General features: G+C 77.2%; 14 protein-coding genes. 10 read left to right on the forward strand and 4 right to left on the reverse strand.

Going from position 1 to position 25,619, the window contains the following annotated elements; translation table 11 throughout:
- Window positions 1–61 precede the first annotated feature (61 nt).
- The 4 genes from Q0848_RS00105 (at window position 62) to Q0848_RS00120 (ending at window position 7,451) form a co-directional block, all read left to right on the forward strand.
- Window positions 62–1,951 (forward strand): malectin domain-containing carbohydrate-binding protein, encoded by a 1,890-nt coding sequence (locus tag Q0848_RS00105; RefSeq protein ID WP_299033037.1) that lies wholly within the window; start codon window positions 62–64, stop codon window positions 1,949–1,951.
- A 172-nt stretch (window positions 1,952–2,123) separates the two neighbouring features.
- Complete coding sequence (locus tag Q0848_RS00110; RefSeq protein ID WP_299033040.1) at window positions 2,124–3,416, forward strand: oligosaccharide flippase family protein; 1,293 nt, start codon at window positions 2,124–2,126, stop codon at window positions 3,414–3,416.
- A gap of 33 nt (window positions 3,417–3,449) precedes the next feature.
- Window positions 3,450–5,798 carry a glycosyltransferase family 4 protein gene (locus Q0848_RS00115; RefSeq protein WP_299033043.1) on the forward strand — a complete coding sequence of 783 codons (2,349 nt, stop codon included), beginning with the start codon at window positions 3,450–3,452 and terminating at the stop codon, window positions 5,796–5,798.
- Window positions 5,799–5,987: 189 nt separating this feature from the next.
- Complete coding sequence (locus Q0848_RS00120; protein ID WP_299033046.1) at window positions 5,988–7,451, forward strand: O-antigen ligase family protein; 1,464 nt, start codon at window positions 5,988–5,990, stop codon at window positions 7,449–7,451.
- A 278-nt stretch (window positions 7,452–7,729) separates the two neighbouring features.
- On the opposite strand, the gene Q0848_RS00125 is transcribed toward Q0848_RS00120, so the two are convergent.
- Window positions 7,730–9,145 carry a CpsD/CapB family tyrosine-protein kinase gene (locus tag Q0848_RS00125; protein ID WP_299033049.1) on the reverse strand — a complete coding sequence of 472 codons (1,416 nt, stop codon included), beginning with the start codon at window positions 9,143–9,145 and terminating at the stop codon, window positions 7,730–7,732.
- A 391-nt stretch (window positions 9,146–9,536) separates the two neighbouring features.
- On the opposite strand from Q0848_RS00125, the gene Q0848_RS00130 reads away from it, so the two are divergent.
- From Q0848_RS00130 to Q0848_RS00155, 6 genes are all read left to right on the forward strand, one after another.
- The gene (locus Q0848_RS00130) at window positions 9,537–10,520 is read left to right on the forward strand and encodes a glycosyltransferase (protein ID WP_299033052.1); all 984 of its coding nucleotides are present in this window, start codon (window positions 9,537–9,539) and stop codon (window positions 10,518–10,520) included.
- 235 nt (window positions 10,521–10,755) lie between these two features.
- Complete coding sequence (locus Q0848_RS00135; RefSeq protein WP_299033055.1) at window positions 10,756–11,826, forward strand: alpha-hydroxy acid oxidase; 1,071 nt, start codon at window positions 10,756–10,758, stop codon at window positions 11,824–11,826.
- A gap of 53 nt (window positions 11,827–11,879) precedes the next feature.
- A complete protein-coding gene (locus Q0848_RS00140) occupies window positions 11,880–12,719 on the forward strand; it encodes a glucose-1-phosphate cytidylyltransferase (protein WP_366146350.1) in 840 nt (279 codons plus the stop codon).
- Window positions 12,720–12,780: 61 nt separating this feature from the next.
- On the forward strand, window positions 12,781–13,806 hold the full coding sequence (locus tag Q0848_RS00145) for an NAD(P)-dependent oxidoreductase (protein WP_299033061.1): 1,026 nt from the start codon (window positions 12,781–12,783) through the stop codon (window positions 13,804–13,806).
- On the forward strand, window positions 13,803–14,339 hold the full coding sequence (gene rfbC / locus Q0848_RS00150) for a dTDP-4-dehydrorhamnose 3,5-epimerase (RefSeq protein ID WP_299033063.1): 537 nt from the start codon (window positions 13,803–13,805) through the stop codon (window positions 14,337–14,339). Before Q0848_RS00145 ends, rfbC begins: the two co-directional genes overlap by 4 nt.
- Entirely contained in the window at window positions 14,336–15,643 is a 1,308-nt protein-coding gene (locus tag Q0848_RS00155) for an NAD(P)H-dependent oxidoreductase (RefSeq protein ID WP_299033066.1), read from the forward strand. Before rfbC ends, Q0848_RS00155 begins: the two co-directional genes overlap by 4 nt.
- Window positions 15,644–15,679: 36 nt before the next feature.
- Here Q0848_RS00155 and Q0848_RS00160 read toward each other — a convergent pair whose 3' ends face one another.
- From Q0848_RS00160 to Q0848_RS00170, 3 genes are read right to left on the reverse strand one after another with little or no spacing between them, the layout of a single operon-like run.
- Window positions 15,680–16,417 (reverse strand): 4'-phosphopantetheinyl transferase superfamily protein, encoded by a 738-nt coding sequence (locus Q0848_RS00160; protein WP_299033069.1) that lies wholly within the window; start codon window positions 16,415–16,417, stop codon window positions 15,680–15,682.
- Window positions 16,411–20,439, reverse strand: a complete 4,029-nt coding sequence (locus Q0848_RS00165; protein WP_299033072.1) for an amino acid adenylation domain-containing protein — start codon at window positions 20,437–20,439, stop codon at window positions 16,411–16,413. Before Q0848_RS00165 ends, Q0848_RS00160 begins: the two co-directional genes overlap by 7 nt.
- Window positions 20,436–25,550 (reverse strand): non-ribosomal peptide synthetase, encoded by a 5,115-nt coding sequence (locus tag Q0848_RS00170; RefSeq protein ID WP_299033075.1) that lies wholly within the window; start codon window positions 25,548–25,550, stop codon window positions 20,436–20,438. The genes Q0848_RS00165 and Q0848_RS00170 overlap by 4 nt, the downstream gene beginning before the upstream one ends.
- Window positions 25,551–25,619: the final 69 nt, after the last annotated feature.

The following is a 25,619-nucleotide window of genomic DNA, read 5'->3' on the forward strand; positions in this document are numbered from 1 at the left end:
GCCCGCCGAAGAGGGAGGACCAGCCGGCTGCGTCCGGCACCCGACGACGAGGAGCTCTTACGTGTCCGCACACACGACGACCAGGCGGTTGGCCCCAGCAGGCCGGCTGCATCGGGCCGCCGCAACTGCTGCGGCGGCGGCCGTGCTCGCCACCGGCCTGGTGGCCGCGCAGCCGGGCGCGGAGCGCGCCGAGGCGGCGACGACCTGGACGACGCTCACCGCGACGCCGGCAGACGCCTTCGTGGGCACGGTCGGCGTCAACGTCCACACCAACTACACCGACACGGTCTACAAGGACCAGGACCGGACACTCAGACTGCTGCGCGAGCTCGGTGCGCGGCACGTCCGCGACGCGGTCAAGCACGACAACAAGCCGATGCACACCGCGCTCCGCCGTCTGCGCGACCACGGCATCAAGACCTCGCTCATCGTCGACCCGGCGGGGCGGTACGGCGCGGGGACGCTGCAGCAGCAGATCGCCGCGCTCAAGGACCCGGCCAGGCTGGCCGGGGTGGCCGACCTCGTCGAGGGCCCGAACGAGCTCGACTGCGGCACCGGCTGGGAGACGAGGACGCGCGACCAGCAGAAGCAGCTCAGCGCCGCCCTGGAGAAGGAGCCGACGCTCCGGGACCTGCCCCTGCTCGGCCCCTCGTGGTGCCGCGGCGTGCGCTCGGTGAAGGCGTACGGCCCCGACGGCAGCGCCAGCGACGCGTGGAACCTGCACCCCTACCCCGGCGGCTGGATGCCCGAGGCGGAGGTCGGCGGCCAGCTCGGTCCTGAGCAGGGCATCCGTGGTCAGGTCGCCGTGGCGACGTCGGTGGAGAAGCAGCCCGTCTACGCGACGGAGACCGGGTACCACAACGCGGTCAAGGGCGACGGCCGCGGGCACAACCCCACGAGCGAGAAGGCCAGCGGTCCCTACGCCGCTCGCCTCGCGCTCGAGTACGCCCGGCTCGGCGTCAAGCGCGGCTACTTCTACGAGCTGAGCGACGAGCGCCCGGAGACGGCGCTCGTCGACCGCGAGCAGCACTTCGGGCTCGCCCGCTACGACGGCAGCCTCAAGCCGTCCTACACGCACCTGCAGTCCCTGCTGCGCACGCTCGCCGACCCGGGCGCCACCGTGCCGTCCCGCCAGGTCCAGGTGGGCCTCGAGGGGGCGCCGTCGGACGTGCGCACCATGGCCTTCGCCCGGCGCGACGGCTCGACGGACCTGGTCATGTGGCGCGCGAAGAGCCTCTGGGACGTCACGGCGAAGAAGGACCTGGTGGTACCCGCCGTGGACGTGCGCGTCTCGACGCGCTCCGCGACCACGGCGAGCGCCGTCCGCACCAGCACCGGCCTGGGCCGCACCTCGCTCGGAAGCGGCACGAGCTTCGGCGTCCGGGTGGACGGCAGCCCGGTCATCGTGCGCCTCGGCAGCGCGGGCACCGCCACGACCCCGGCCCCCACGCCCACCCCCACGCCCACCCCCACCCCCACCCCGACGCCCACCCCGGCCCCCGCGCCCGTGACCACGGCCGTGAGCTTCGGGGCGGGGACCCAGGTCGTGGACGGGGCCCTGTGCTGGTTCACCGACGCCGGCACCACCGGTGGTACGGCGGCGACGCCGCGCGTGGCCGTCGCGGGCGGCTCCGCGGCTCACCGGGAGGCCTACAAGACGCTGCGCTGGGGCATGACCTCGTACTCCAGGGCCCTGCCGTCCGGGACGTACGACATCACCGTCCTGACCTCGGAGGACACCTTCACCGCGAGCGGTAAGCGCGTCTTCAGCGTCACCGCGGAGGGGCGCCCCGTCGTCACCGACCTGGACGTCTTCGCCGCGGTCGGTCGGGGCAGGGCGCTGGAGCGCACCGCCCGGGTGACCGTCACCGACGGCCGCCTCGACCTCGGCTTCTCGGCGAAGGTCGACAACCCGGCGCTCAACGGTGTGACCATCACGCGCGTCGGCTGACCGCACCGGCCCCGCCCGCTCCTCGGAGTCGGGCGGGGCCCGGTGGTGCGCTCGTCCGGCCCTCGGCCGGAGGAGCTGCGGCTCCGCTACCGTGACGCAGGCTCGGCCCCCGCACCGCGTCCGCGGCCTCCACCGGTCCGGCTGCGCACGTCCCGGAGCTGGAGGTCCCGCGGTGTCCACCGGTCGCGCCATCTTCCGCAACGCCGCGGCCAACTTCGCGCTCCCGGCGGCTGCGCTGCTGACCGGGCCGCTCCTCGCCCGCGCCCTCGGGGTCGAGGACAGGGGCGCGGTCGCGGCCGTCCTCGCCGGCCTGACGCTCGCGACGTTCCTGGCCCCGCTGGGCATCCAGGAGGCGATCGTCTTCCACCTCGGCCGCCGCACGGTCGACGTCCGGCGAGCCCGCCGCGTCTCCTTCGAGGCCGCGCTCGTCCTCGGCACCGCGGGCGCTGCCGTCCTCGCCCTCCTGGCCCCGCTCATCCTCCGCGACGCGCCCGAGCACGTGGACCTGCTGCGCATGGTCGCCCTCACCATCCCGCCCGCCGTCCTCATCGCCTGCTGGCGGGGCATGGCGGCGGCGCAGCAGCGGTTCGACCTGACGGCGACGGAGAGGTGGCTCCTCGGGGCGGGGCGGATCCTGCTCATCCTCCCGCTGTTCCTCGCCGGTGCCCTGACCGTCGAGACGGCGGTGTGGGCGGGGGCGCTGCTGCCAGTGCTGGCGATGCTCGCGCTCGTGCCCGCGTTGCGGGCGCCGAAGGGGCGTTCGGACGTCGGCGTGCGGGAGTCGCGTCGACGTCTGCTGGCGTACAGCGCGCGCAGCGCGCCGGGGACGCTGCTGACCACCCTCAGCACGCGCCTGGACCAGATCCTCCTGGCGTCGCTGGCGGGCGTGGGCCCCCTCGGCCTCTACGCCGTGGCCGCCTCGCTGGCCGAGATCCCCCTCCAGGGCGCGAACGCGGTCCGGGACGTCGTCTTCGCGACGTCCTCCTCGCGCGACGACCCCACGCTCATCGCCCGCTCGGCCCGGCTCATGGTCGTCGTGGTCCTGCCGGTCGCCGGCGCCGGCATCCTCCTCGCCCCGGTCGTGCTGCCGCTGCTGTTCGGCGAGGACTTCGCCGGCGCCGTCCCCCTCGCGCAGGTGCTCCTCGTCGCGCTCGTGCCGCAGGTGCTGGGCTCCCTGTTCATCGTGGGGCTCCTGGGCCTCGGGCGGCCGGGGCTGCGCTCGTGGCTGCAGGTGGGGTCGAACCTCGTCCAGGTGGTGCTGCTCCTGGTGCTCATCGGCACCGGCGGCGCGCTCGGGGCGGCCGTGGCGGTCCTCGTGGCCAGGATCCTCACGACCTCCACGTTCGCGGTGGCCTTCGCCCTGAGCAGCCGCATCCGCCTCCGGGACTGCCTCGTCCCCCGGCCTGGCGACGTCCGTGCGCTCGTGCGCGCGGTGCTCCGCCGCGGGGGTGCCAGCGAGACGTGACGTCGTCGCGCGGTGCTCCCCTAGGGTGCTGCCGTGCCGTCCTCGCCCCCTCCGCCGTCCTCGCCGACGAGGGTGTGCCTGCTCGGGATGGGCTGGTTCTCCGTGCAGGCGGGCGGTCTGAACCGGTATCTCGAGGAGCTGCACAAGGCGCTGCGCGAGCAGGGGGTCGCGGCGACGGCGGTCGTCACGGGCCCCCTCCCCGAGCCCGTGCCGGGCGTGGTCGCCGCCGGCTCGGCGGCGGGCCCGCTCCTGCCGAGGCTCTGGGCGCTGCGACGCGCGACCGGGGGACTGGTGCGCCGCAGCGACGTCGTCGACGCGCACTTCGCCCTGCACGCCCTGCCGGCCCTGCTCGGACGTCCGCGGGGCGTCCCCGTCGTGGTGCACTTCCACGGCCCCTGGGCCGAGGAGAGCGCCACCGCGGGGGACTCCCGCCGAACTGTCCGCGCCAAGCGAGGGGTGGAGCGACTGGTCTACCGGCGCGCAGACCGCCTCGTCGTGCTCTCCGAGGCCTTCCGCCGCATCCTCGTCGACCGCTATGGCGTCCCGGCCGAGAAGGTCCGCCTCGTACGTCCGGGCGTGGACGTCGAGCGGTTCGCGGGCGTCCCCGACCGCGGCTCCGCCCGGCGGGCGCTCGGTCTGCCGGACGGGCCGCTGGTCCTCTGCGTGCGCCGTCTCGTCCCGCGCATGGGGCTGGACGTGCTCCTCGAGGCGTGGCGCCGGGCGGACACCGGCGCAGCCACGCTCGCCATCGCCGGGGACGGGCCGTCGCGCGCCGACCTGCACCGGCAGGTCGACGCCGCGGACCTCGGCGGGTCGGTGCGCCTGCTCGGCCGGGTGTCCGACGACGACCTGGTCGCGTTGTACGCGGCCGCCGACGTCTCGGTGGTCCCGAGCACGTCGCTCGAGGGCTTCGGACTCATCGTCCTGGAGTCGCTGGCCGCGGGGACCCCGGTCATCGCCTCCGACCTGGGGGGCATGGCCGAGGTGCTGCCCGCCCTCGACCCGAGCCTCGTCGTGCCCCCCGGTGACGTCGCCGCCCTCGCCGCCCGCCTCGAGCGCGCCCTGTCCGCCCCCGGAGGGCTCCCGGAGCGGGAGGACTGCCGCAGGCTCGCCGAGGAGCACACCTGGGCCCTGACCGCGCGGCAGGTGCGGGGCGTCTACGACGAGGCGGCAGCGGCTCGACGGTCTCCGTCCACCGCCTCGCCGACCGCGGTGGCGGGTCGTCGCGGCGGACGTCGCCCGCGCGTGGTCGTCGTCGGGCACAGCGCCGCCCTCTCCGGCGGGGAGCTCGCCCTGCTCACCCTCCTCCCGGCTCTGGAGGCGGTGGACGTCCACGTGGTCCTCGCCGAGGACGGACCGCTGGTCGGCCGCCTGGAGGCCGCCGGCGTCAGCGTCGAGGTCCTGGCGCTGCCCGAGCGCACCGCACGCCTGCGCAAGGGCGCCGTGCGGCCGGGGACCGTCCCGGTCGGCGCAATGTGGGACACGGCCGACTACGTGCGCCGGCTCGCGCGGCGTCTGCGCGAGCTGCAGGCGGACGTCGTCCACACCAACACGCTCAAGGCGCACCTCTACGGCGGCCTCGCCGCGCGGTGGGCCCGCACGCCCCAGGTCTGGCACGCGCGCGACCGCATCGCGGCCGACTACCTCCCTCGACCCGCCGTCGCGGTGGTGCGCGCCGCGGTCCGGCTGCTCCCCGCCGCAGTGGTGGCCAACTCGAGCTCCACGCTGGCGACGCTGGGGAGCACCGGGCGTCGCCCTGTGATCGTCCTCCCCAGCGCGGTCCCCGCCGATCCCGCGCCCGCCGGTCGGTCGCGGGGCGACGGCGACGAGCTCGTCATCGGCTGCGTCGGCCGCCTGACGCCGTGGAAGGGGCAGGACGTCCTGCTCCGTGCGGTCGCGGCGGCCTTCCCCGACGGCGGGGCGCGCGTCCGCGTGGTGGGGTCCGCCCTCTTCGGCGAGGACGACTACGCCGCCGAGCTCGAGCGCCTCGTCCGCGAGCTGGGCCTCGAGGGGAGGGTCGACATGACCGGCTTCGTGGACGACGTGCCGGCGCAGCTCGCCGAGATGGACGTCCTGGTCCACTGCTCGCGGACGCCGGAGCCCTTCGGTCAGGTGGTGGTGCAGGGGATGGCGGCGGGCCTGCCCGTGGTGGCGGCGGACGCCGGCGGCCCCGCGGAGGTGGTGGAGGCCGAGGTCACCGGACTGCTCACCCCGCCCGGGGACGAGGACGCGCTCTCGAGGGCGCTGCTGCGCCTCGCCGCGGAGCCCGACCTGCGGCGCCGCCTCGGCGAGGCCGGTCGGCGGGCGGCCGTCGCCTACGAGCCGCACCGCCTGGCGCCCCGGCTCGAGTCCCTCTACGACGAGGTCCTCGCCCGGCGCTGACCCGCGGGACCGCTCGTCCGGGGCGAGTCACTCGCGCGTCCGGTGCACGCCGCCCCGGACGGGGCCGGCCACGGGGGGTCGGCGTGCCAGGATCCGCGCGGACCGTCCGCAGAGAGCGAGAGAGGGGTCGCGGTGCGCGCCACGAGGTGGGTCCGAGACGTCCTGCGGGATCGTGAGCAGGGGATCGTCGTGACCGGCGCCGCCACCGCCGGCGCCTGCGTCGTCGGTGCGGCGCTCGTCGCCGCCGGTCCCCGGTGGGCCGTGGTGCTCGCCGTGGTGGGGGCCGCGCTGCTGGCGACCTGGGAGCGCGACACCGCCGCGCGCCTGGCGCTCGTGCTGGTGCCTCTCGTCGCGCTCGTGCGGCGCCTGACCGGGGGCCCGAACGCCTACGTCGAGAACGACCCCCTCGTCCTGCTCGTGCCGCTGCTGATCGCCCCGGCGCTCGCGGGCCTCCTGCGCCTGGAGGGTGACCGCCGGCTCGCGCGGGGGCGGTGGCTGTGGATCGGCCTGATCGGGTACTGGGCCGGCATCACGCTGGTCCAGCCCGGCGGCAGCCTGGTGGTGCGCCTCTTCGGCATCGTCAGCGTGCTGCTGCCCGCCGCCCTCGGCTACGCGGTCTTCGAGGGGCTGCACCAGCGCCTGCCCCGCTTCGCCCTGCTCTCGGTGCTCCTGCTGGCGCCCCTGGCCGCGATCTACGGCGTCCTCCAGTACTTCGTCAACCCCCCCTGGGACCTGGCCTGGCTGGCCGACCGCCAGGGGGACCTCATCAGCGTCGGGATGCCCGAGCCTGGCGCCTACCGCGTCTTCGGCAGCCTCGAGGCGCCGCTGCCCTTCGCGCTCTACCTCGGGCTGGGCCTCGTCGCCCTCGCCGCGTGGGCGCTGTGGGCGCGGCCGGGCGCCAGGGCGCTGCCGCTCGCCGTCCCGGCCGCGGTCGTCGTGGTGGTGGCGCTGGTGCTCACCGCTACCCGGTCCGTCCTTTTCGGACTGCCGCTGGTGGCCGCCCTGGCGGTCCTGGCCCTCCCCGGACGGCGCCGGGTCGCGGCCCTTGCGCTCACCGCCGTCGTCGCCGTGGCCACCCTCGTGGTCCCGGCCGTCGTCGCCGACCAGCTCTACGCGGGCGACGAGCGGCAGGCCGACCGGCTCCGCGTCGACCAGGTGGGGGAGGACACCTCCCTGCTGGCGCGCCTGGACCTGCTCGACGAGTTCACCGACGTCCTCGCCGCACCCCTCGGCTCCGGCCTGGGCACATCCGGGCAGGCGACGAGACTCGCGGGGGAGGAGGGCGCGGACAACGTCGACAACGGCTACCTGTCGATCGCGCAGGAGACCGGTGTCGTCGGCGCGGGGCTCTTCGTGGCCCTGGGGCTCACCGCGGCGGTGCGGGGGCGCCGGCTGCTGCAGGAGCGCATGACTCCCGCGCGGGGCTTCGCCACGGGCGGCAGCTACCTCGTCGTCGTGTACTTCCTGGTGCTGCTGCTCACGGGCGCCGTCCTCTCCAGCTCCTCGGCGGTGCTCTTCTGGGTGGCCCTGGGGCTGGTCACCCGCGAGACGTCCCTGCGCGCTGACGAGGCGTCGCAGACCGTGCGGCTGGCCGAAGCGCGGGCCACCGCCACGACGAGGCGCTCCGACGGCGGCCCCTCGCCCCGTCGCTGATCCCGCAGGCCGCACGGCCCCACCCGTCTCGCGGCGTCGGGGCCGGGCGATCGGGGGGGAGGGGCCGCGGAGCAGGGAGGACGCCAGCGGCCAGGCAGACGGGTGCGGCGTCGGGGCCCTCGGGCAGCAGCCCGTCGTGCGGGTGCCGCCCGACCAGAGCGAGGGCGACCGCCTCGTGGGGCCCTCGCCGCGGGCTGCCGGTCGTCCCGGACCCGGCGACCGGCCAACCCCTGACCAGAGCACGCGAGGCGGGGGGCGAGGGCCTCCGCGAGGGGCGGTCAGCGGCGGCCGCGCTCCGGTGCGCGCTCTCCGAACACCTGGTCGGCGGCGGAGGCGCCGCGCGCCGTCCTGGTCCGGTCCTCCTGACGAGGGGCGGAGGAGCCGTTCCCGTACCCGGAGGACAGGTCCGCCAGGTCGCGCTCCCCGACGCCGTTGACGACGACGCCGGCGATCGCCGCGCCAGCTCGCTCGAGCGTGTGGTGGAGGCGGTCGACGTGCTCCAGGCGAACCTGCCGCAAGCGGTGGACCACGACCGTGGTGTCCGTCATCGTCGCGAGCAGGGCAGGGTCGGCCACCGGGAGGGCTGCGGGGGAGTCGACCACGACGAGGTCGTACTCCTGGGTCAGGTGGTGCAGCAGGCGTTCCATCTCCGGGCTCCGGAGCACCCGCAGCGGGTTCTCCACGGCTCGTCCGGCGGTGAGCACCTCGAGGTTCTGCACGGCAGTGGGCTCGACGGCCGAGTCGAGCGGTGCGCCGTCGAGGACGACGTCGGACAGGCCCGCGCCCTCGGGCAGCGAGAGCAGGGCGGCGACGGACGGACGGCGCAGGTCCGCGCCGACCAGGAGGACGCGCTGGCCGCCCTGGGCGGCCGCCACCGCGAGGCCCGTCGCCACGGTCGTCTTGCCCTCCCCGATCAGGGCGCTGGTCACGAGCACCGACCGGGGGGAGGCCTCGTGGGCGTAGGAGAGGCGCCCGGCGATCGTGCCGAAGACGTCGTCCTCCCGGTGGACGACGTCGTCGCCCTTGCGCGCCCGACCCACCAGACCGAGGACGGCGGGCGGGGTGTGCGTGCGGGAGAGGTCGCCGACGCGTCGCACGACGCCGTCCTTGCGCGCCAGCAGCACCGCGCCTGCCACGCCCAGGAGCGCGCCCAGCAGGAGGCCACCCGCCAGCGACACCGCCGTCGAGGGACCGTCGGCGTCCACCGGCAGCACGGGCTGCTCGACGACGCGCATCTCGATCGGCGAGACGCCGCCCTGGATCGGCGGCGGGTCGAGCTGGACGACCAGCTCCTCGAGGAGGGCAGTGGTCACCCGCGCCGCTCGCAGGGCGCGCTGGGCGTCGGTGTCGCTGACCGTCGTGGTGAGCAGGACGGTGTCCTGGCGGACGGCGGCCTCGACGACCGGGTAGGTGCTGTCCGGCTCGACCGTCGGCAGCTGGTCCAGCACCTGGGAGCGGAAGGTGGAGCCGTTGACGATGGCGGCGTAGGACTCGGCGCGGGCGTCGACGTAGTCGCTCGCGCCCGTCGAGAAGCGGTTGGCCGCCTCTCCGGGGGCCACCAGGGCCAAGGAGTAGGTGGTGCTCGTCTCGTACACGCGGTCGCTGACGCTCACGAGAGCCAGCGCGCCGAGGAGACCGGCCACGGCCGCCAGCACGACCAGCCACCAGCGATCGCGCACCGCCGCCGTCGTCACAGTGGTGTCCAGCGTCTGCTCCCGTCCCTCCGGCGGTCCCCGGCCGCCGCCGCGGGACGGCGGCGGGGTGGGCGAGACCGGTTCCTGATGGCACAGCCTGGCACAGGGGCGGGTGCCCACGGCCGGGATCCGGGCCGGTCCGGCGCCTGGGACCGGCGAGCCACCCGAGCGGGGGAGAGGCGACGGGCCGTCGTGACCCGGAGGGGTCAGCCCCGGTCCCGTCGCTGCCACGGCCGGAGGGCGGGCACCCCCGGGGTGGCAGGCGGTACCCTCCGGCGGGCTCGAGCGGGGAGGGCTCGTGAGGCGTCCGGGCGCTGGGGTGCGCCGGTCCAGGACGCCCGCGTCCCGGCGAGCGCACGAATCCGACGAGCGGCATCGCGAGGGGGCGCACGTGGAGCACGGACCCCGGGTCAGCATGGGGCTGCCCGTCTACAACGGCGAGAACTTCCTCGAGCGGCAGCTCGAGTCGCTGCTGTCGCAGACCTTCACCGACTTCGAGCTCGTCATCTCGGACAACGCCTCCGAGGACCGCACGGAGGAGATCTGCCGCCGCTTCGCCGAGCGCGACCCGCGGATCCGCTACCACCGCAGCGACGTGAACCACGGTCTCGCGTGGAACTGGAACCGCGTCTTCGAGCTGTCCCGCGCGCCCTACTTCAAGTGGGTGGCCCACGACGACGAGCACGCCGAGACCTTCGTCGAGCGGTGCGTGGAGGTCCTCGACGCGGACCCCACGGTGGTGTGCTGCCACAGCGCGACGGTGGACGTCGACCCCGAGGGCCGGGAGATCCGGCAGTGGCCGGCCCGGACGCTGCCCGCGTCCGAGCGCCCCTCCGTGCGCCTGGCCGACATGCTCAAGCCCTACCCGGCCTTCCAGGTCTACGGGCTCATGCGGCGGTCGGTGCTCGCCGAGACCGGCCTGCACCGGCCCATCCCCGAGATCGACCACGCCCTCCTCGCCGAGGTGGCCCTCCGGGGGCGGATCGTGGAGCTGCCCGAACCCCTGTTCCGCCGGCGTGAGCACCCCGCCCGCTCGGTGCGGGCCTTCACGACGGCGCGGGCCCGACGTGAGCTCTACCGGGACCCGACGGCGGGGAGGGCCCGCGTGGCGGACTGGCCGGGCGTCCAGCTCAGCACCGAGATGGTGCGCGCCGTCCGTGAGGCCCCCGTCCGGGGCCGCGAGCGGGTCCTGTGCTGGCTCGCGCTGCGCCACTGGCTCGCCCGCGACGTCCGCAGGCTCGGGGCGCACCTCGTGCGGGAGGCGCTGGCGCGCGCCGGCCGTGAGGACCTGCTGGTGGACACGGGTCTCGCCGCCCACTTGCGCGCGCGGCTGCCGCGCCGCGGGCGCAGCGGCGGGGACAGCGCCTCCGCCTGAGCTCGAGCCGACGCGTCCCGACGTCACTCAGGGTGGTGTCGCTACGTCGTTCGGGGGGTCCTTCGGGCATGTGGGGGACGTTGCGCGAGATCTGGTGCGCCGGGGCTACGGCATCTCCTACCGTCTGTGACGGAAGAGGCCGCAGTACCGACGGAGGGACACCGATGCCAGGCGCGCAGCAGCAGCGCCCGCGCGGCGAGCGCGGGACGCCCGCCCGCCGTGCCGGGGGGACGTCGTGCTGAGGGTGCTGGAGGACCAGCGGGCTCGCGCGGTCGACGCTCTGCCGGAGGGCGTGGCGTACTACTACGCCTCCGGGTCCGGGGACGAGGTGGCGCTCGGGGAGGCCGAGGCGGCGTGGCGGTCCTTCCGCCTGCGCCCCCGCCCGCTGCGCGACGTCTCGACCGTCGACCTTTCCACGCGCCTGCTGGGCGCGCCGCTGGGGAGCCCGCTGGGCGTGGCCCCCTCGGCCTTCCACCGGCTGGCGCACGAGGACGCCGAGGCGGCCACCGCCCGTGCGACCGGCGACGCCGGCGGGCTGTTCGTCCTCTCGACGCGCAGCTCGCTGCCGCTGGAGGACGTCGCCGCGGCGGCCACCGGGCCGTGGTGGTTCCAGGTCTACGTGATGCGCGACCGCGACCTCACCGCCCGCGTGGTGGAGCGCGCCGTCGCGGCGGGCGCCGGCGCGCTCGTCCTGACCGGTGACACGCCCTACGTCGGGATCAAGAAGGGTCTGCAGGGCACCCGCATCGACCTGCCCGAGGACCACTTCCTCGTCAACCTGCGCCAGCACCTCGCGCCGGGGGCCGACAGCGCGCGGGCCGCCTCCCAGGACCCGTCGATCACGCTCGAGACCATCGCCTGGCTGCGGGAGATCAGCGGCCTGCCCGTCCTGGTCAAGGGGGTCCTGCGGGGGGACTCCGCCGTGGAGTGCCTGGACGCCGGCGCCGCCGGCGTCCTGGTCTCCACGCACGGCGGGCGCCAGCTCGACCGGGCCGTGCCCAGCGCGCTCGCGCTCGCCGAGGTCGTCGACGCCGTCGACGGCCGGGGGCTCGTCCTCGTCGACGGGGGGATCCGCTCCGGCGTCGACGTCCTGACCGCCCTGGCCCTCGGCGCCGACGCCGCGCTGCTGGGCCGCCCCGCGCTGTGGGCCCTGGCCGCGGGCGGCGAGGACGGCGTCCGCCGCTGCCTCGAGGCCGTCCGCGACGACCTGGCCCACGCCGCGGCGCTGGCGGGGTGCGCCGACCTGTCCGACGTGGACCGGTCCCTCGTCGCGCCTGCTCCGAACCCCTCGGGACGCCTGCCGTGAGCGCCCCGAGCTCCGACCACCCGGACGACCAGAAGACCAGCAGGGGGAACCCCATGACCGCCGCACCAGAGAGCCAGCACCGCCCGGAGACCGCCGACATCCCCGTCGTCATCCTGTGCGGCGGCATGGGCACCCGCCTGCGCGAGGCCAGCGAGAAGCTGCCGAAGCCGCTCGTCGACATCGGCGGCGTGCCGATCCTGTGGCACATCATGAAGATCTACAGCGAGCACGGGTACCGGAAGTTCGTGCTCGCCCTCGGCTACAAGAGCGAGCTCATCAAGCGCCACTTCCTCGACCTGCGCGAGCAGGCCAGCGACTTCACGCTCCACCTCGCGGGCGACCACGTGCCGCAGTTCCACGACGGCGACGGCACGCACGAGGACTGGGAGGTGACCTTCGTCGAGACCGGGCTCACCTCCGGCACCGGGGCGCGCATCGCCCGCCTCGCCGACCACCTGCAGGGGGAGACCTTCGCCCTCACCTACGGCGACGGCGTCAGCGACGTCGACCTCACCGCGCAGCTGGCCCACCACCGCGAGTCCGGCCGGGTGGCCACGGTGACCGGCGTCCACCCCACCAGCCGCTTCGGCGAGATGCGCCTGGACGAGAGCGGCTCCGCGGTCGAGGAGTTCAACGAGAAGCCCACCGTGGCCACCGGCTGGGTCAGCGGCGGGTTCTTCCTGTTCGAGCGCGCCTTCCTCACCGACTACCTCGGCGACGACCCGGACCTCATGCTGGAGAAGCAGCCCCTGCAGCGGCTCGCCCGCGACGGGCAGCTCGGCCTGTTCGCCCACGAGGGCTTCTGGGGCAGCATGGACACCTACCGGGACTGGCTCGACCTCAACGGTCGCTGGGACTCCGGCGAGGCCGCCTGGAAGACCTGGAAGGACTGACGGCCGCGCCGATACCCGCCCGGACCCCCGCACCACCCGCACCCCCACCTCAGGAGCACCAGTGCGCGTACTCGTCACCGGCAGCGAGGGCTACCTCGGCTGCCTGCTCGGCCCCGCGCTCGCGCAGCGCGGGCACGACGTCGTCGGTCTCGACACCGGCTTCTTCACGAACGGCTGGCTCTACAACGGCGTCGAGCGCACCACCTCGACGCTGCTCAAGGACGTCCGCGACGTCACGGTGGAGGACCTGCGCGGGTTCGACGCCGTCGTCCACATGGCCGAGCTGTCCAACGACCCGCTCGGGGACCTGCTGGGCGAGGTGACCTACGCGGTCAACCACCACGGCTCGGTGCGCCTGGCGACCCTGGCCAAGGAGGCCGGCGTCAGCCGCTTCGTGCACATGTCCTCGTGCAGCGTGTACGGCGTGGCCGACGGGGTCGTCGACGAGACGTCCCCGACGAACCCGCAGACCGCCTACGCGGTGTGCAAGGAGCTGGTGGAGAAGGACGTCTCGGCGCTGGCCGACGACACCTTCTCGCCGACCTTCCTGCGCAACGCCACGGCCTTCGGCGCCTCGCCGCGCATGCGCTTCGACATCGTCCTCAACAACCTCTCCGGGCTGGCGTGGACGACGGGCGAGATCGCGATGACGAGCGACGGCAGCCCGTGGCGCCCGCTCGTGCACGCCCTCGACATCGGCAAGGCCATCCGCTGCGTGCTCGAGGCGCCCCGCGAGGCCGTCCACGCCGAGGTGTTCAACGTCGGCAGCGACGAGCAGAACTACCGCGTGCGCGACATCGCGGAGAAGGTCGCCGCCGCCTTCCCCGGCTGCACCACGAGCTTCGGCGAGCCCGGGGCCGACAACCGCAGCTACCGGGTGAGCTTCGCCAAGATCCACTCCCAGCTCCCCGGCTTCTCCTGCGACTGGGACGCCGACAGCGGCGCCCGCCAGCTGCAGGAGGTGTTCTCCCGCACCGCGATGGACGCCTCCACCTTCACCGGCCGCGGGCACACCCGCCTCAAGCAGCTCGAGCACCTGCTGACGACCGAGCAGCTCGACCCCGAGCTCTTCTGGAGGACCCGATGAGGCTGACCCGCACCGCCCTCGACGGGCCGGTGGTCGTCGAGCTGGAGCACCGCGCCGACGACCGCGGCTTCTTCGCCCGCAGCTTCGACCGCGCCACCTTCGCCGAGGCCGGCCTGGAGGCGGTCGTCGAGCAGGCCAACGTCTCGTTCAACCACCGCGCGGGCACGCTGCGGGGCATGCACTACCAGCTGCCCCCGGCCACCGAGGCCAAGCTGGTGCGCTGCACCGCCGGCGCGATCCTCGACGTCGTCGTGGACGTGCGCCCGGGCTCCCCGACGCGCCTGCAGCACGTCGCGGTCGAGCTCACGGCGGATAACCGCCGCGCGCTCTACGTGCCGCCGATGTTCGCCCACGGCTACCTCACGCTCACCGACGGCGCGGAGGTCGTCTACCAGGTGAGCGAGGCCTACACCCCGGGCGTCGAGCGGGGCCTGCGCCACGACGACCCCGTGCTGGGCATCGACTGGCCGCTTCCGGTCGCCGTCATCAGCGACAAGGACGCCGCCTGGCCCCTCCTGGAGGCCGGCGCGTGATCCTCGTCGACACGGCGCTGGCGCGGCGCGAGGCCGAGGGTCGCCCGGTCCGCGTGGCGATGGTCGGCGCCGGGTTCATGGGGCGCGGCGTCGCCAACCAGATCATCGGCAGCACGCCGGGCATGCGCCTCGTCGGCGTCTCCAACCGCCACCTCGACGGCGCCGTGCGCGCCTACCGCGAGGCGGGCGTGGAGGACGTCGACGTCGTGCACGACGCCGCGTCGGCGTCCGCGTCGATCGCCGCGGGCCGGCCCGTCGTCACCGAGGACGCGCTCGCGCTGGTGACGGCCGACGGCGTCGACGTCGTCTGCGACGTCACCGGCGCGGTCGAGTTCGGCGCCGAGGTGACGCTGGCGGCCTTCGCGGCCGGCAAGCACGTCGTCACCATGAACGCCGAGCTTGACGGCACGGTGGGGCCGCTGCTGTCGGTCCTGGCCGAGCGCGCGGGGGTCGTGTTCTCCGGCGTGGACGGCGACCAGCCCGGCGTGGAGGTCAACCTCCACCGCTTCGTCACCGGCCGCGGGCTCACCCCGCTCGTCCTGGGCAACATCAAGGGACTGCAGGACACCCAGCGCACGCCCACCACGCAGGCCGGCTTCGCGGCCAAGTGGGGGCAGGACCCGGCCATGGTCACCAGCTTCGCCGACGGGACGAAGGTCTCCTTCGAGCAGGCGATCGTGGCCAACGCCACGGGCATGACCGTGGAGCGCCGGGGCATGGGCGGTCGCGACCACCGGGGCCACGTCGACGAGCTGACCGGCGCCTACGACGTCGAGCAGCTGCGCGCGCTCGGCGGCGTCGTGGACTACGTGGTCGGTGCCCAGCCGGGCCCGGGCGTCTTCTGCCTGGCGACCGTGGAGGACCCCAAGCAGCGCCACTACCTCGACCTCTACAAGCTGGGGCCGGGGCCGCTGTACAGCTTCTACACGCCCTACCACCTGTGCCACTTCGAGGTGCCGGCGTCGCTGGCCCGCGCGGTGCTGTTCGACGACGCCGTCATCCGGGCCTCCGGTGCCCCCCGCGTCGAGGTGGTCGCCACGGCCAAGCGCGACCTGGCGCCCGGCGAGGTGCTCGACGGCCTCGGGGGCTACGACACCTACGGCGAGGCGGAGACCGCGGCGGCGACGGCGGCCGATCGGCTGCTGCCGATGGGCGTCGCCGAGGGCTGCCGCGTCCTGCGCCCGGTGCGCCAGGGCGCCACGCTCACCGAGGACGACGTCGAGCTGCCCGCGGGGCGGCTGGTGGACGACCTGCGCCGCCAGCAGGCGGAGCTCTTCGCCGGGGACGCCGCTCCGCTCGGCTGACCGGCTCCCGCGCGCAGCGCGCCGCCGACCGGCCCGTCACGGGCCGGTCGGCGGCGCGCTCTCGTGCTCCAGGGCCAGCGCGGCCACGTGCCCGGGCACGGCCAGGCCCCACGTGCGCAGGCCCACGGGCGCCGGCTCCTCGCCCCGCACCGGGGCGCCCGCGCCCTCGGGGTCGACGACGAAGCTCGCCAGGTCCCGGGCGAGCCCCTCGCCGGTCGCCTTCACGACGGCCTCCTTGCGCACCCACACCGCCAGGAAGCGCCCGGGCAGGTGGTCGCCGCCGGCGAGGACCCAGTCCCGCTCGGCGGGCGGCAGCAGCGCGAGCGCCACGTCTCGGGCGTCGGGCGGGCCGGGGAGGCGCTCCAGGTCGACCCCGACGGGCCGCTCGGCCAGGGCCAGCAGGCCCTCCTCGCCGCTCGAGGCGGCGGAGGTGAAGAGCACCCGCCCGTCCGGGGCGGCCACCCGGCGCGGTCCCGCCCCCGGCAGCGGTCTCACCTCGGCGGGGTCCCCGCCGCACGCGGCGGCGACCGCGGCGCGCAGCAGCACCCTGCGCGCGACGAGCCGCCGTGCGGCGTCACCGGGCAGGTCCGCGAGGCGGCGGCGGTCGTCGGCGTCCAGCAGCGCGCCCGCGGCGTCCCCGGGCGCCGGGGCCAGGCGGGTGCGCCAGACCGCGGCGCCCCCCGCCCCCGGCAGCCGGACCAGCCGCTCGTCACCCGAGGGCGCCGGGGCAGGACCGGACGGGGCGCCCCCGCCCGGCCCTGGCGCGGTCACCACCTGGCGACCACCCCGGCCACCACCCGGGCGGTCTCGTCCACCAGCGGCGCCAGCAGCATCGCGTGGTGGTCGCCGGCGAGGGGCACCACCTCCAGGTCACGGCAGCGGGACGCCCACCCGAGGTCGTCCCCGCGCACGTCGCGGGCCTCCTCGGACGTGAGCACGACGACCGGGAAGTCCACGGACCGGACCCGCGTCCGCAGCACCGCCTGCCCGTCCTGGTGGTTGCGCACCCGGGAGCGCGTGCTCCCCGCGTCCGGGAGGTCGGCGCCCGGGGCCGGCCAGCTGCGCTCCTCCCGCCGCATCCGGGCCCGCCGCACGACGCCGCGCGCCACGTCCTCGGCCCGCGCGAGCGGCGTGTCCCAGGAGCTGGGCGCGATGGTGTCCAGGAGCACGGCGGCCCCGCGACGGTCCCCGAGCGCGCGCGCCACCTCGAGGGCCACGACGCCGGAGGCCGAGTGCCCGAGCACGTGCACCGGTCCCTCGGGCAGGCGCCCGGCGATGAGCTCGGCCGCGCGGCGGCCGTCCGCCACGAGGTCGGGGATCTCGGCGCCCTCGGCGGGCAGCGAGCGCATCAGGGTCCAGAGCGAGGTGTCGGGCAGGGCCCGCGCCAGCGCGTGCTGCAGGACCAGGGCCTCGGCGCCGTCCCGGGCCACGAGGACGACGGGCGGCCCGCTCGTGCCGCGCCGGACCGGGAGGAGCCTGGCCGGCACCGGTCCCGCGGGGGCCGTCGTCGCGTCCTCGGCCCCGAGCGCGGCGATGCCCCGGGCGCTCGGGGCGCGCACGAGCTCGTGGAGGGGGACCACGAGGTCCAGCTCCGCGCGCAGGCGCCCGACGAGGCGCGCGGCGAGCAGCGAGCTGCCGCCCGCGGCGAAGAAGTCGTCGTCGGTCCCGAGCCCGTCCTCGCTGAGCACCTCCCGCAGGACCCCCAGCACCGCGAGCTCGCGGGAGGACGCGGCCGTGCCGGCCCCGTCCGCCGGGTGCGCGCTGCCGGCGGAGCCGGGCGCGGCCGCGCGCACGTGCTCGGCCGCGCGGCGCCGCAGGGCGGCGCGGTCGAGCTTGCCGCTCGCCACCCGGGGGAGGGCGTCGAGCACGGCCACCGCGTCGGGCACCCAGGCGGGCGGCAGCACCCCGGCCAGCGCCTCCCGCAGGCCGGTGGCGTCGAGCTCCCGCGGCGCCACGAGGCCGACCAGGCGCGGGCGGCCCTCGTGGACCACCTCGACGGCGGCCTCCCGCACGCCCGGCAGGCGCCGCAGGGCGGTCTCGACCTCGCCGAGCTCGACCCGCTGGCCCCGCAGCTTGACCTGCCGGTCCCGGCGGCCGCGGTACTCCAGCTGGCCGTCGGGGCGCCAGCTGACGAGGTCGCCGGTGGCGTACCAGCGGACCTCCCGGCCCCCGGCCTCCTCGACCGAGAACGCGGCGGCGGCCGGGTCGCCGGCGGGCACCCCCTCGTACCCGGCGGCCACGCAGGGACCGCCGATGCGGAGCTCGCCGACCGCGCCGGGCGGCAGCCGGCGGCCGGCGGCGTCCACCACCCGCACGGTCGTCCCGGGGTGGGGCCGGCCGATGGGCAGGGGGCGCCCCGACGCGGCGTCGGCGGCCGTGACCTCCGAGGCCGTGGCCGTGACGACGGTCTCGGTGGGGCCGTAGGAGTCGAGCAGCCGCGTGCCCGGCAGGAGCCGGTGGTGAGCCGCGGCGAGCGCCGGCGGCACGACGTCGCCGCCGGCGAGCACGCGCCGCAGGGAGACCAGCGAGCCCGGCCCGGCGGCGCCCAGGAGCGCCTCCAGCACCCCGGGCACGACGAACACGTCCGTGACGTCGTGGTCGTGCACCAGGCGGGCGAGCGCGAGGGGGTCGGCCACCTCCTCGTCGCGCGGCAGCACCAGGCAGCCGCCCGTGGCGAGCACCCAGAACAGGTACACGGAGGCGTCGAAGGCGAGCGTCGACTGCAAGAGGAAGCGCACGTCGCGGGTCGCCAGCACCTCGCGGTAGGACAGCGAGCGGGCCACCACGGCGCCGTCGGGGACGCGCACCGCTTTCGGCTCGCCCGTCGAGCCCGACGTCGGCATGAGGTAGGCCAGGTCCTGCGGGGTGCGCGCCGGCCAGGAGGGCGGTGCGGGCGCCGGCCGGTGCGGGGCGCCGGCGTCGTCGACGGCCACGGCGGTGGCGCCCGTCGCGGCCGCGAGGGCGTCGGCCCACGCGGGGGCGCCCACGACGGCGGAGGCGCCGGCGCGGCGGGCGACCAGCGCCTGGCGCTCCGCGGGGTGCCCGACGTCGACCGGCACGAACGCCGCGCCGGCGCGCAGCACGGCCAGCAGGCTGACGAGCAGGCCCGGCACCCGGCGGCTGGGGACGGCCACGCGGTCGCCGGGGCGCACCCCCGCGCCCAGCAGCGCCGCCGCGAGGGCGTCGGCCCGCGCCACCAGCTCCTCGCCGGTGACCGCGCCGTCGTCGGTGACCAGCACGGGGAGCGCGCGCTCCATCCCCGCCAGCACGTGGGTGAGCAGGTCCTCGGCCGGCTCCGGCCCCGCCGCGCCCTCCCAGGCGGCGAGCCGCTCGCGCTCCTCCTCGTCGAGGACCTCGAGCTCGCCCAGGGGCGTCGCGGGCTCCGCCAGCGCCGCGTCGAGCAGCCGCAGCACCGTCTCCAGCAGCGCGTCGGCCGACGCGCGGTCGAGCACGGAGGGGTCGTGCTCCAGCCGCAGCCCGACCCGGTCGCCCCGCAGGCGCACCGTCCAGGACTGCTCGGCCTTGGGCGAGCCGAGCGGCAGGTCGACGTGCGCGACCGCCGGTCCACCGGTCCCCAGGGCGTCGCGCTCGTCGCCGGAGAGCAGGTTGACGTAGACGCGGGGCAGGACGGCGGCGGGGTCGGCCCCGCGGCGCCGCAGCTCCTCGACGACCTGGTCGAGCGGCGCCGGCACCGCGATGGCGGCGGCCACGGCGTCGCGCACCGCCCCGGCCGCCTCCAGCAGCGAGCGGTCGAGCACGTCGTCGACGACGAGCGCCGCGGTCTCCACGAGGAGGGCGACGACGTCCTCGCTGCCGGGGTCCTGCCAGCGCAGGTCCACCGGGGCGCCGAGGGCGGGGCTCCGCGGTCCGGCGAGCCCGTCGGGCCCGGAGCGGGACAGGGCCGCGGCGACCACCGCCGTCACCACGGCGAAGGGCGTGAGCCCGCGGGTGTCGGCGACGCGCGCGAGGCGGGAGGAGACCGCCCGCGGCAGCTCGCGCACGCGCACGTCCGTGCGGGCGGCGCTCGTCCGCGACGGCTCGGCGTCCTCGCCGGCGGCGCGCAGGAGCGCCTCGGCGCGCGCGACGGCGGCCTCGCGGGCGGCCGGCGAGGCGGCCGCCCCGCGCAGCGCGCGCGCCACGTCGCGGGGCGAGCGCGAGGTCGGCAGGACGGGCTCGCCGCCCGTCGTGGCCGCCTCGTAGCGCTCGCCCAGCTCGTCGAGCAGCACCGAGAGGGACGTGGCGTCGCACGCCACGTGGTGGACGACGAGCACTAGCACGTGGTCGTCCTCGGCCAGGCGGGCGAGGCCCGCGCGCCACAGCGGGCCCTCCAGCAGGTCCAGCGGCTCCTCGGCGAGGGCCGTGACCCACGCGGCGGCGGCGGCGGGCAGGCGTCGCCCGCCGGCCGCAGCGGGGGCGTCGCCGTCGAGCGCGGCCCGGCGCACGTCCGGGTCCGCGTCGTCGACCAGCACCTGCACGACGCCGTCGGCGTCGGCGCGCACCCGGCTGCGCAGCCACTCGTGGCGCTCGGGCAGCGCCCGCAGCGCCGCGAGCAGCGCGGTCTCGTCGAGGGCGCCCGCGAGGCGCAGCACGACCGCCTCGCTGTAGGCGGTCGAGCCCGGGTCCAGCAGCTGCAGGACGGCGAGGCGCTCGGCGTTCGGCGCCAGGCGGCCCGGTGCCCGTCGCCGGGCCCGCAGCGCCTCCGCGAGCCGGGCGCGGTTCAGGGCGGCGGCGTCCTGCGCGGGGCGCTCGTCCTGCCGCGGCCGCTCGTCCTGCTCGGTCGTGCCCGACGTGGTCATCGCTCCTCCACCTGCGCGAGGAGGCGCGCCACCTCGTCGTCGTCCAGCTCGTCCAGGCGGGCCAGCAGCGCCTCGACGTCCTCGACGCCGAGGTCGCCCGCCCCGTCCGGGGTGTTCGGCGCCGCCGGGACCCCGGATGGCACGGCCGGCTCGCCGTCCGTCGTCGTGCTGCCCGCGCCGTCGTCCTCCGCGGCCAGGCGGTCGAGCAGGCTCGCGACGTCACGCGCCCGGGGGGCCGCGAGCACGTCGCGCAGGTCCACGTCGAGCCCCGTCTCGGCGCGCAGCCGCACGACCATGCGCGCGGCCAGCAGGGACTGGCCCCCGAGCGCGGCGAAGGTGCGGTCGACCCCCACGGGCCGTCCGAGCAGCTCCTCCCACACCGCGGCCACGAGGTGCTCGGTGGGCGTCGCGGGTGGAGCCCCGCCCGAGGGCGGCGCGGGGCGGGGCAGGCGGGCGCGGTCGACCTTGCCGGCCGTGGTCTCGGGGAGGTCGTCGACGACGACGAGGACGCCGGGGACGGCCCACTCGGGGAGGCGGGCGAGCAGCACGTCGCGCAGGTGCTCGACGTCGGGCTCGCGCCCCGCGACCGGCTGCACCCACCCGACGAGCGCGGGCTCTCCCTGGACGAGCTCGAGCACGCCGGCGACGCCGCGCGCCACCGAGGGCAGAGCGGTGAGGGCGGCGTCCACCTCCTCCAGCTCGACGCGGAAGCCGCGCACCTTGACCTGCGCGTCGTCGCGGCCGAGGAAGTCCAGCTCCCCGTCCTCCCGGCTGCGCACCCGGTCACCCGTCCGGTACCACCGGCGGCCGTCGCGCTCGACGAACCGCTCGGCGGTGCGCGCGGGGTCGTCGAGGTAGCCCTCGGCGAGCAGCTGCCCGCCGAGGAGCAGCTCGCCCTCGGCGCCGGGCGGCCGCCGCCGGCCCCGCGCGTCGGCCACGCGGGCCACCACGCCCAGCACGGGCCGCCCCACCGGCACGCGCACGCCCTCGCCGTCCTCGGCCCGGCACGTGTGCGCGAGCGACCAGACGGTCGACTCCGTGGGCCCGTACTCGTTGACGAGCGCGGCGCCCGGCAGCACCGCCCGGTGGGCGCGCACGAGCGAGGGCGTGCACGCCTCGCCGCCGAGCGTCACGAGCTCGAGCGAGCGCAGGTCCTCGGGCGCGGCCAGGTCCAGCAGCAGCCGGTGGTGGGAGGGGACGACGTCGAGCTGGCCGACGCCGTGGCGGCGCACGAGCTCCGCGAGCCGCGCAGGGTCCAGCCGGTCGGTGCGCTCGGCCAGCACGAGCTCACCACCGGTCCACAGGTACCAGGCGATGATGCCGAGGGCGGCGTCGAAGGCCAGGTCGTGGGCCACCAGCGCGGTCGCCGGGCGCTGCGGGTAGGCGTGCAGCCGGGCCCGGGTGGAGGCGGCGAGCGCGGCGTGGCTCACCACCACGCCCTTGGGCTCGCCCGTGGTGCCCGAGGTGAACAGGACGTAGGCCGCCTCCTGCGGGGCGGGCGCCGCGTCGGGGGCGGCCGCGACGTCGCCGGTCTCGTCCAGCTCCTCCAGGGCGTCGCGGTCGAGCACCGCGACGGCGTCGCAGAGGGACACGAGGCGCCGCAGCCGCGCCGGCGGCTGCTCCTCCCCGACGGGGACGGCGACCGCGCCGGCCCGCCAGCAGCCGACCAGCGCGGCGACGGCGTCGGCGCACCCGTCCAGCGCGAGGACCACGCGGTCCCCGGGACGGGCGCCGCGCGCGGCCAGCAGCGCGGCGACCGCCCCGGCGCGCTCCCACAGCGCGGCGCGCGACCAGCCGGCGTCGCCGTCGCGGACCGCGACGGCGCGCGGGTCCTCCGCGAGCCGTGCCCGCACCTGATCGAGCAGCACGCCGGCGGCCGCCGGGGCGGGCTCGCGCTCGAGCTCGGCGAGCGCCCGGTCCTCCTCGGCGGTGGTGAGCGGCAGGTCGGCGGCGGGCGCCTGCGGGTCGGCGACGGCGCGGCGCAGCAGGCGCTCCCAGCGGTCGAGGAGCTGCTCGACGGTGCGCCCGGCCAGCCGGTCGAGGCGGTGCACCGCCGCGACGGCCAGCCCGCCGTCGCGGTGCTGCAGGTACAGGTCCAGCTCGGCGTAGGCCATCGCGCCCGGCCGGCTGAGCCGCTGCACGAGGCGCTCCGGGGCCGCGCCCGAGGAGATGCCGGGGGCCGCCCCCTGGGGCGCCTCGAGGAGGTTGAGGAGCACCGGGACGGCGGCGGCGCGCTCGCCCTCCGCCAGGGTGCGCAGCGGCACCTCCAGGGGCAGCCACGCGTGCTCGGCGGCGGCTGCGGCGCCCGCCGCCGTCCGGCGCACCACCTCGGCGAACGAGGGGTCGCCCGAGACGTCGACGGGCACGAGGCCGGTGCCGATGAGGCAGCCGACCAGGCGGTCGAGCTCGGCCGCCCCGCGCCCGGAGGTCGGCGTGCCGAGCAGCACCTCGGGCTGGTCGCCGGTGCCGGCCAGCAGGGCGCCCAGGGAGGCGGCGAGCACCGTGAACGTCGTGGTGCCCGCGGCGGCGGCGAGCTCGCGCGCGCCGTCGACGAGGTCGGCGGGCAGGTGCCGCACGACGACGCCGGGGTCGAGGACCTCCGTGCGGCCGGGACCGTCGAAGGGCAGCGCCCGCTCCCCGGTGCTCGCGCCGCGCCGCAGGACGTCCGCCAGGGCGGCGCTCGCGGCCTCGCGCTCGGCCGCCGGCCGGTCGGTCTCCGGGGCGGCGACGTCCACCGGCGTCAGGGGGGACGGCGCGGGCAGCGCGGACGCGTTCCCTCCGGAGCGCACGAGCGCGTCGACCTCCTCCACGAGCAGGTCCAGGCTCCAGCCGTCCGCGACGGCGTGGTGGACGGCGAGCACGAGCGCCGGGCCGTCGGGCGTCGGGGCCACGGCGGCCGCCAGGAGGGGGGCGCGGCCGAGGTCGAAGGGGCGCGCGCCCCACCGGTCGGCCGCGGCGAGCAGCGCCGGCCGGTCCTCGGCGGGGTCGAGGTCCTCCACCGCGAGCTCGACCCGCGGCTCCACGACCTGCCCCAGCCCCTCGGGTCCCAGCTCGAAGCGGGTGCGCAGGGCGGGGTGGCGGTCGACGAGGGCGCGGGCCGCCGCGCGCAGGACGTCGGGGGAGGTCCCGGGCGGGGGCAGGAGCACCTCGACGAGGTTGGAGCGGCCCGCGCCGCCCGGGGCGTGCTCGAGGAACCAGAACGACTCCTGGCGCGAGGAGGCCGGCCCGCGCTGCGCCCCCGCGCGGCGGGCGGGGGCCGCGACGGGCGCCCGGCCGCGCAGGCGCGCCGCGAGCTCGGCGGGCGTGCCGGCGCCCGCGAGGTCGCCGGGGGTGACCGGTCGACCGGTGGCGCTGCGCACCCGCGCCACCACCCGGGCGGCGGCGAGGCTCTGCCCGCCCGCCCGGTGGAAGTCGGTGCCGCGGTGCACGGGGACGCCGAGGACGTCGGCCATCGCGTCGGCGACGGCGCGCTCGAGGTCGTCGCGCGGCGCCTCGCCGGGCTCGTCCGCGCGGTCCGGCGCGGGCAGGGCGCGACGGTCGACCTTGCCGCCCGGCGTCAGGGGAAGGGCCTCGAGCACGACGACGGCGCCCGGGCGCAGGTGGGTCGGCAGGCGCTCGGCCAGGGCGGCGGCCACGGCGCCGGCCGTGAGCGCGGCGCCGGGCACGGGTGCGGCGTAGGCGACCAGCCGGGCGGCGTCCCCGGACCCGTCGACCTCGACGGCGGCCGTCGCGACCCCGGGCAGCCCGCCGAGCACGGCCTCCACCTCCTCGGGCTCCACGCGCTGCCCGCGGACCTTGACCTGCCGGTCGCGGCGCCCGCAGAAGGCGAGCTGGCCGTCCTCGCGCCAGCGCACGAGGTCCCCGGTGCGGTAGCGCGGGACGTCCGTGCCGGGGACCAGGCCGAACGCCGGGTCCCCGGGGCGGCCCAGGTAGCCCGCGGCCACGCACGGCCCGGCGACCCACAGCTCCCCGACCTCGCCGGGCGCCACGGGGCTGCCGGCGTCGTCCAGCACGGCGACGGCCGTCGCCGGGTGCGGGCGGCCGATGGGGAGGGCTCCGCCGTCCCAGGCCGGGGGGACGACGAAGGCGGTGGCGGCCACGGTGACCTCGGTGGGGCCGTAGTCGTCCACGAGCACCGCCTGCGGCAGCGCGCGCTGCGAGGTCGCCACGAGCTCGGGCGGCACCACCTCGCCGCCGAGCACGACGGCGCGCACCGAGTCCAGGTCGCCCGGCCCGGCGAGCTCCAGCAGCGCGGCGTACCAGGAGGGGACGGGCTCCAGGTGGGTGACGGCCTCCTCGCGGACGGCGACGGCGGCCAGCGCCGGGTCGCCCGCGACGGCGTCGGGCACGAGCACCAGGCACCCGCCGCGGGCGAGGGTCGAGTACATGCCGCCGACGGCGCCGTCGAAGGACAGCGAGCTGTGCAGCAGGTAGCGGCACGGGCCGCTCGTCAGCCCGAGGTAGGCGGGCAGGCGGTGGACGACGTTCGCGTGGGTGACGACGACGCCCTTCGGCTCGCCCGTGCTGCCGGAGGTGAACAGGACGTACGCCGTCGATCCCGGGTCGACCTCTGACTGCGCCACCGCACCGGCCCCGGCGTCGTCCCCGTCCTGGCCCCCGTCGAGCTGCGCGTCGACGTCCACGAGCACCGCGTCGTCGCCGAGGACGTCGAGGAGCTGCTCGGCCGCGCGCTCGCACGCCGCGGCCGGGCCGGCGAGGGCGCGGGCTCCCGTGAGGCGGGCGACCGTCCGCACGCGAGCCGGCGGGGCCGTCGGGTCCACGGGCACGTACGCGGCGCCGACCGAGAGGAGGGCGAGCACCGTCGGCACCAGCCCGGGGGTGCGCGCCGCGACGAGGACGACCGCGTCGCCGGCGCGCACGCCGGCCCGGCCCAGCGCGGCCGCGCGGCGGCGCACGTCGGCGTCCAGCTCCCGGTAGGTCCACCGCAGCGACTCGCCGTCCTCGCGCCGCACGACGAGGGCCGGTGCGTCGGGCGTGGCCCCCAGCGCTGCTCCGAGCACGTGACGCAGGGACGAGAACGGCGGTGCGGCGACCGCACCGGTGGTCCAATGCGCGGGGAGCAGCTCGGCGAGGTCGCGGGTCGTGGTCACGGGGGGCTCCTGGGTGGTGCGGTGCGGACTCTCCCGACGGTAGGAGATCCGCGCCTCCCGCCGCTCACT

Origin of the sequence: uncultured Pseudokineococcus sp., from assembly GCF_947495735.1 — a bacterium.
Taxonomy (GTDB): domain Bacteria; phylum Actinomycetota; class Actinomycetes; order Actinomycetales; family Quadrisphaeraceae; genus Pseudokineococcus.

Bases quoted from the DNA above. Each gene is read 5' to 3' on its own strand.
- Q0848_RS00165 (WP_299033072.1), bottom strand. From the start codon at position 20,439: ATGACCACGTCGGGCACGACCGAGCAGGACGAGCGGCCGCGGCAGGAC.
- rfbC (WP_299033063.1), top strand. From the start codon at position 13,803: ATGAGGCTGACCCGCACCGCCCTCGACGGGCCGGTGGTCGTCGAGCTG.
- Q0848_RS00140 (WP_366146350.1), top strand. From the start codon at position 11,880: ATGACCGCCGCACCAGAGAGCCAGCACCGCCCGGAGACCGCCGACATC.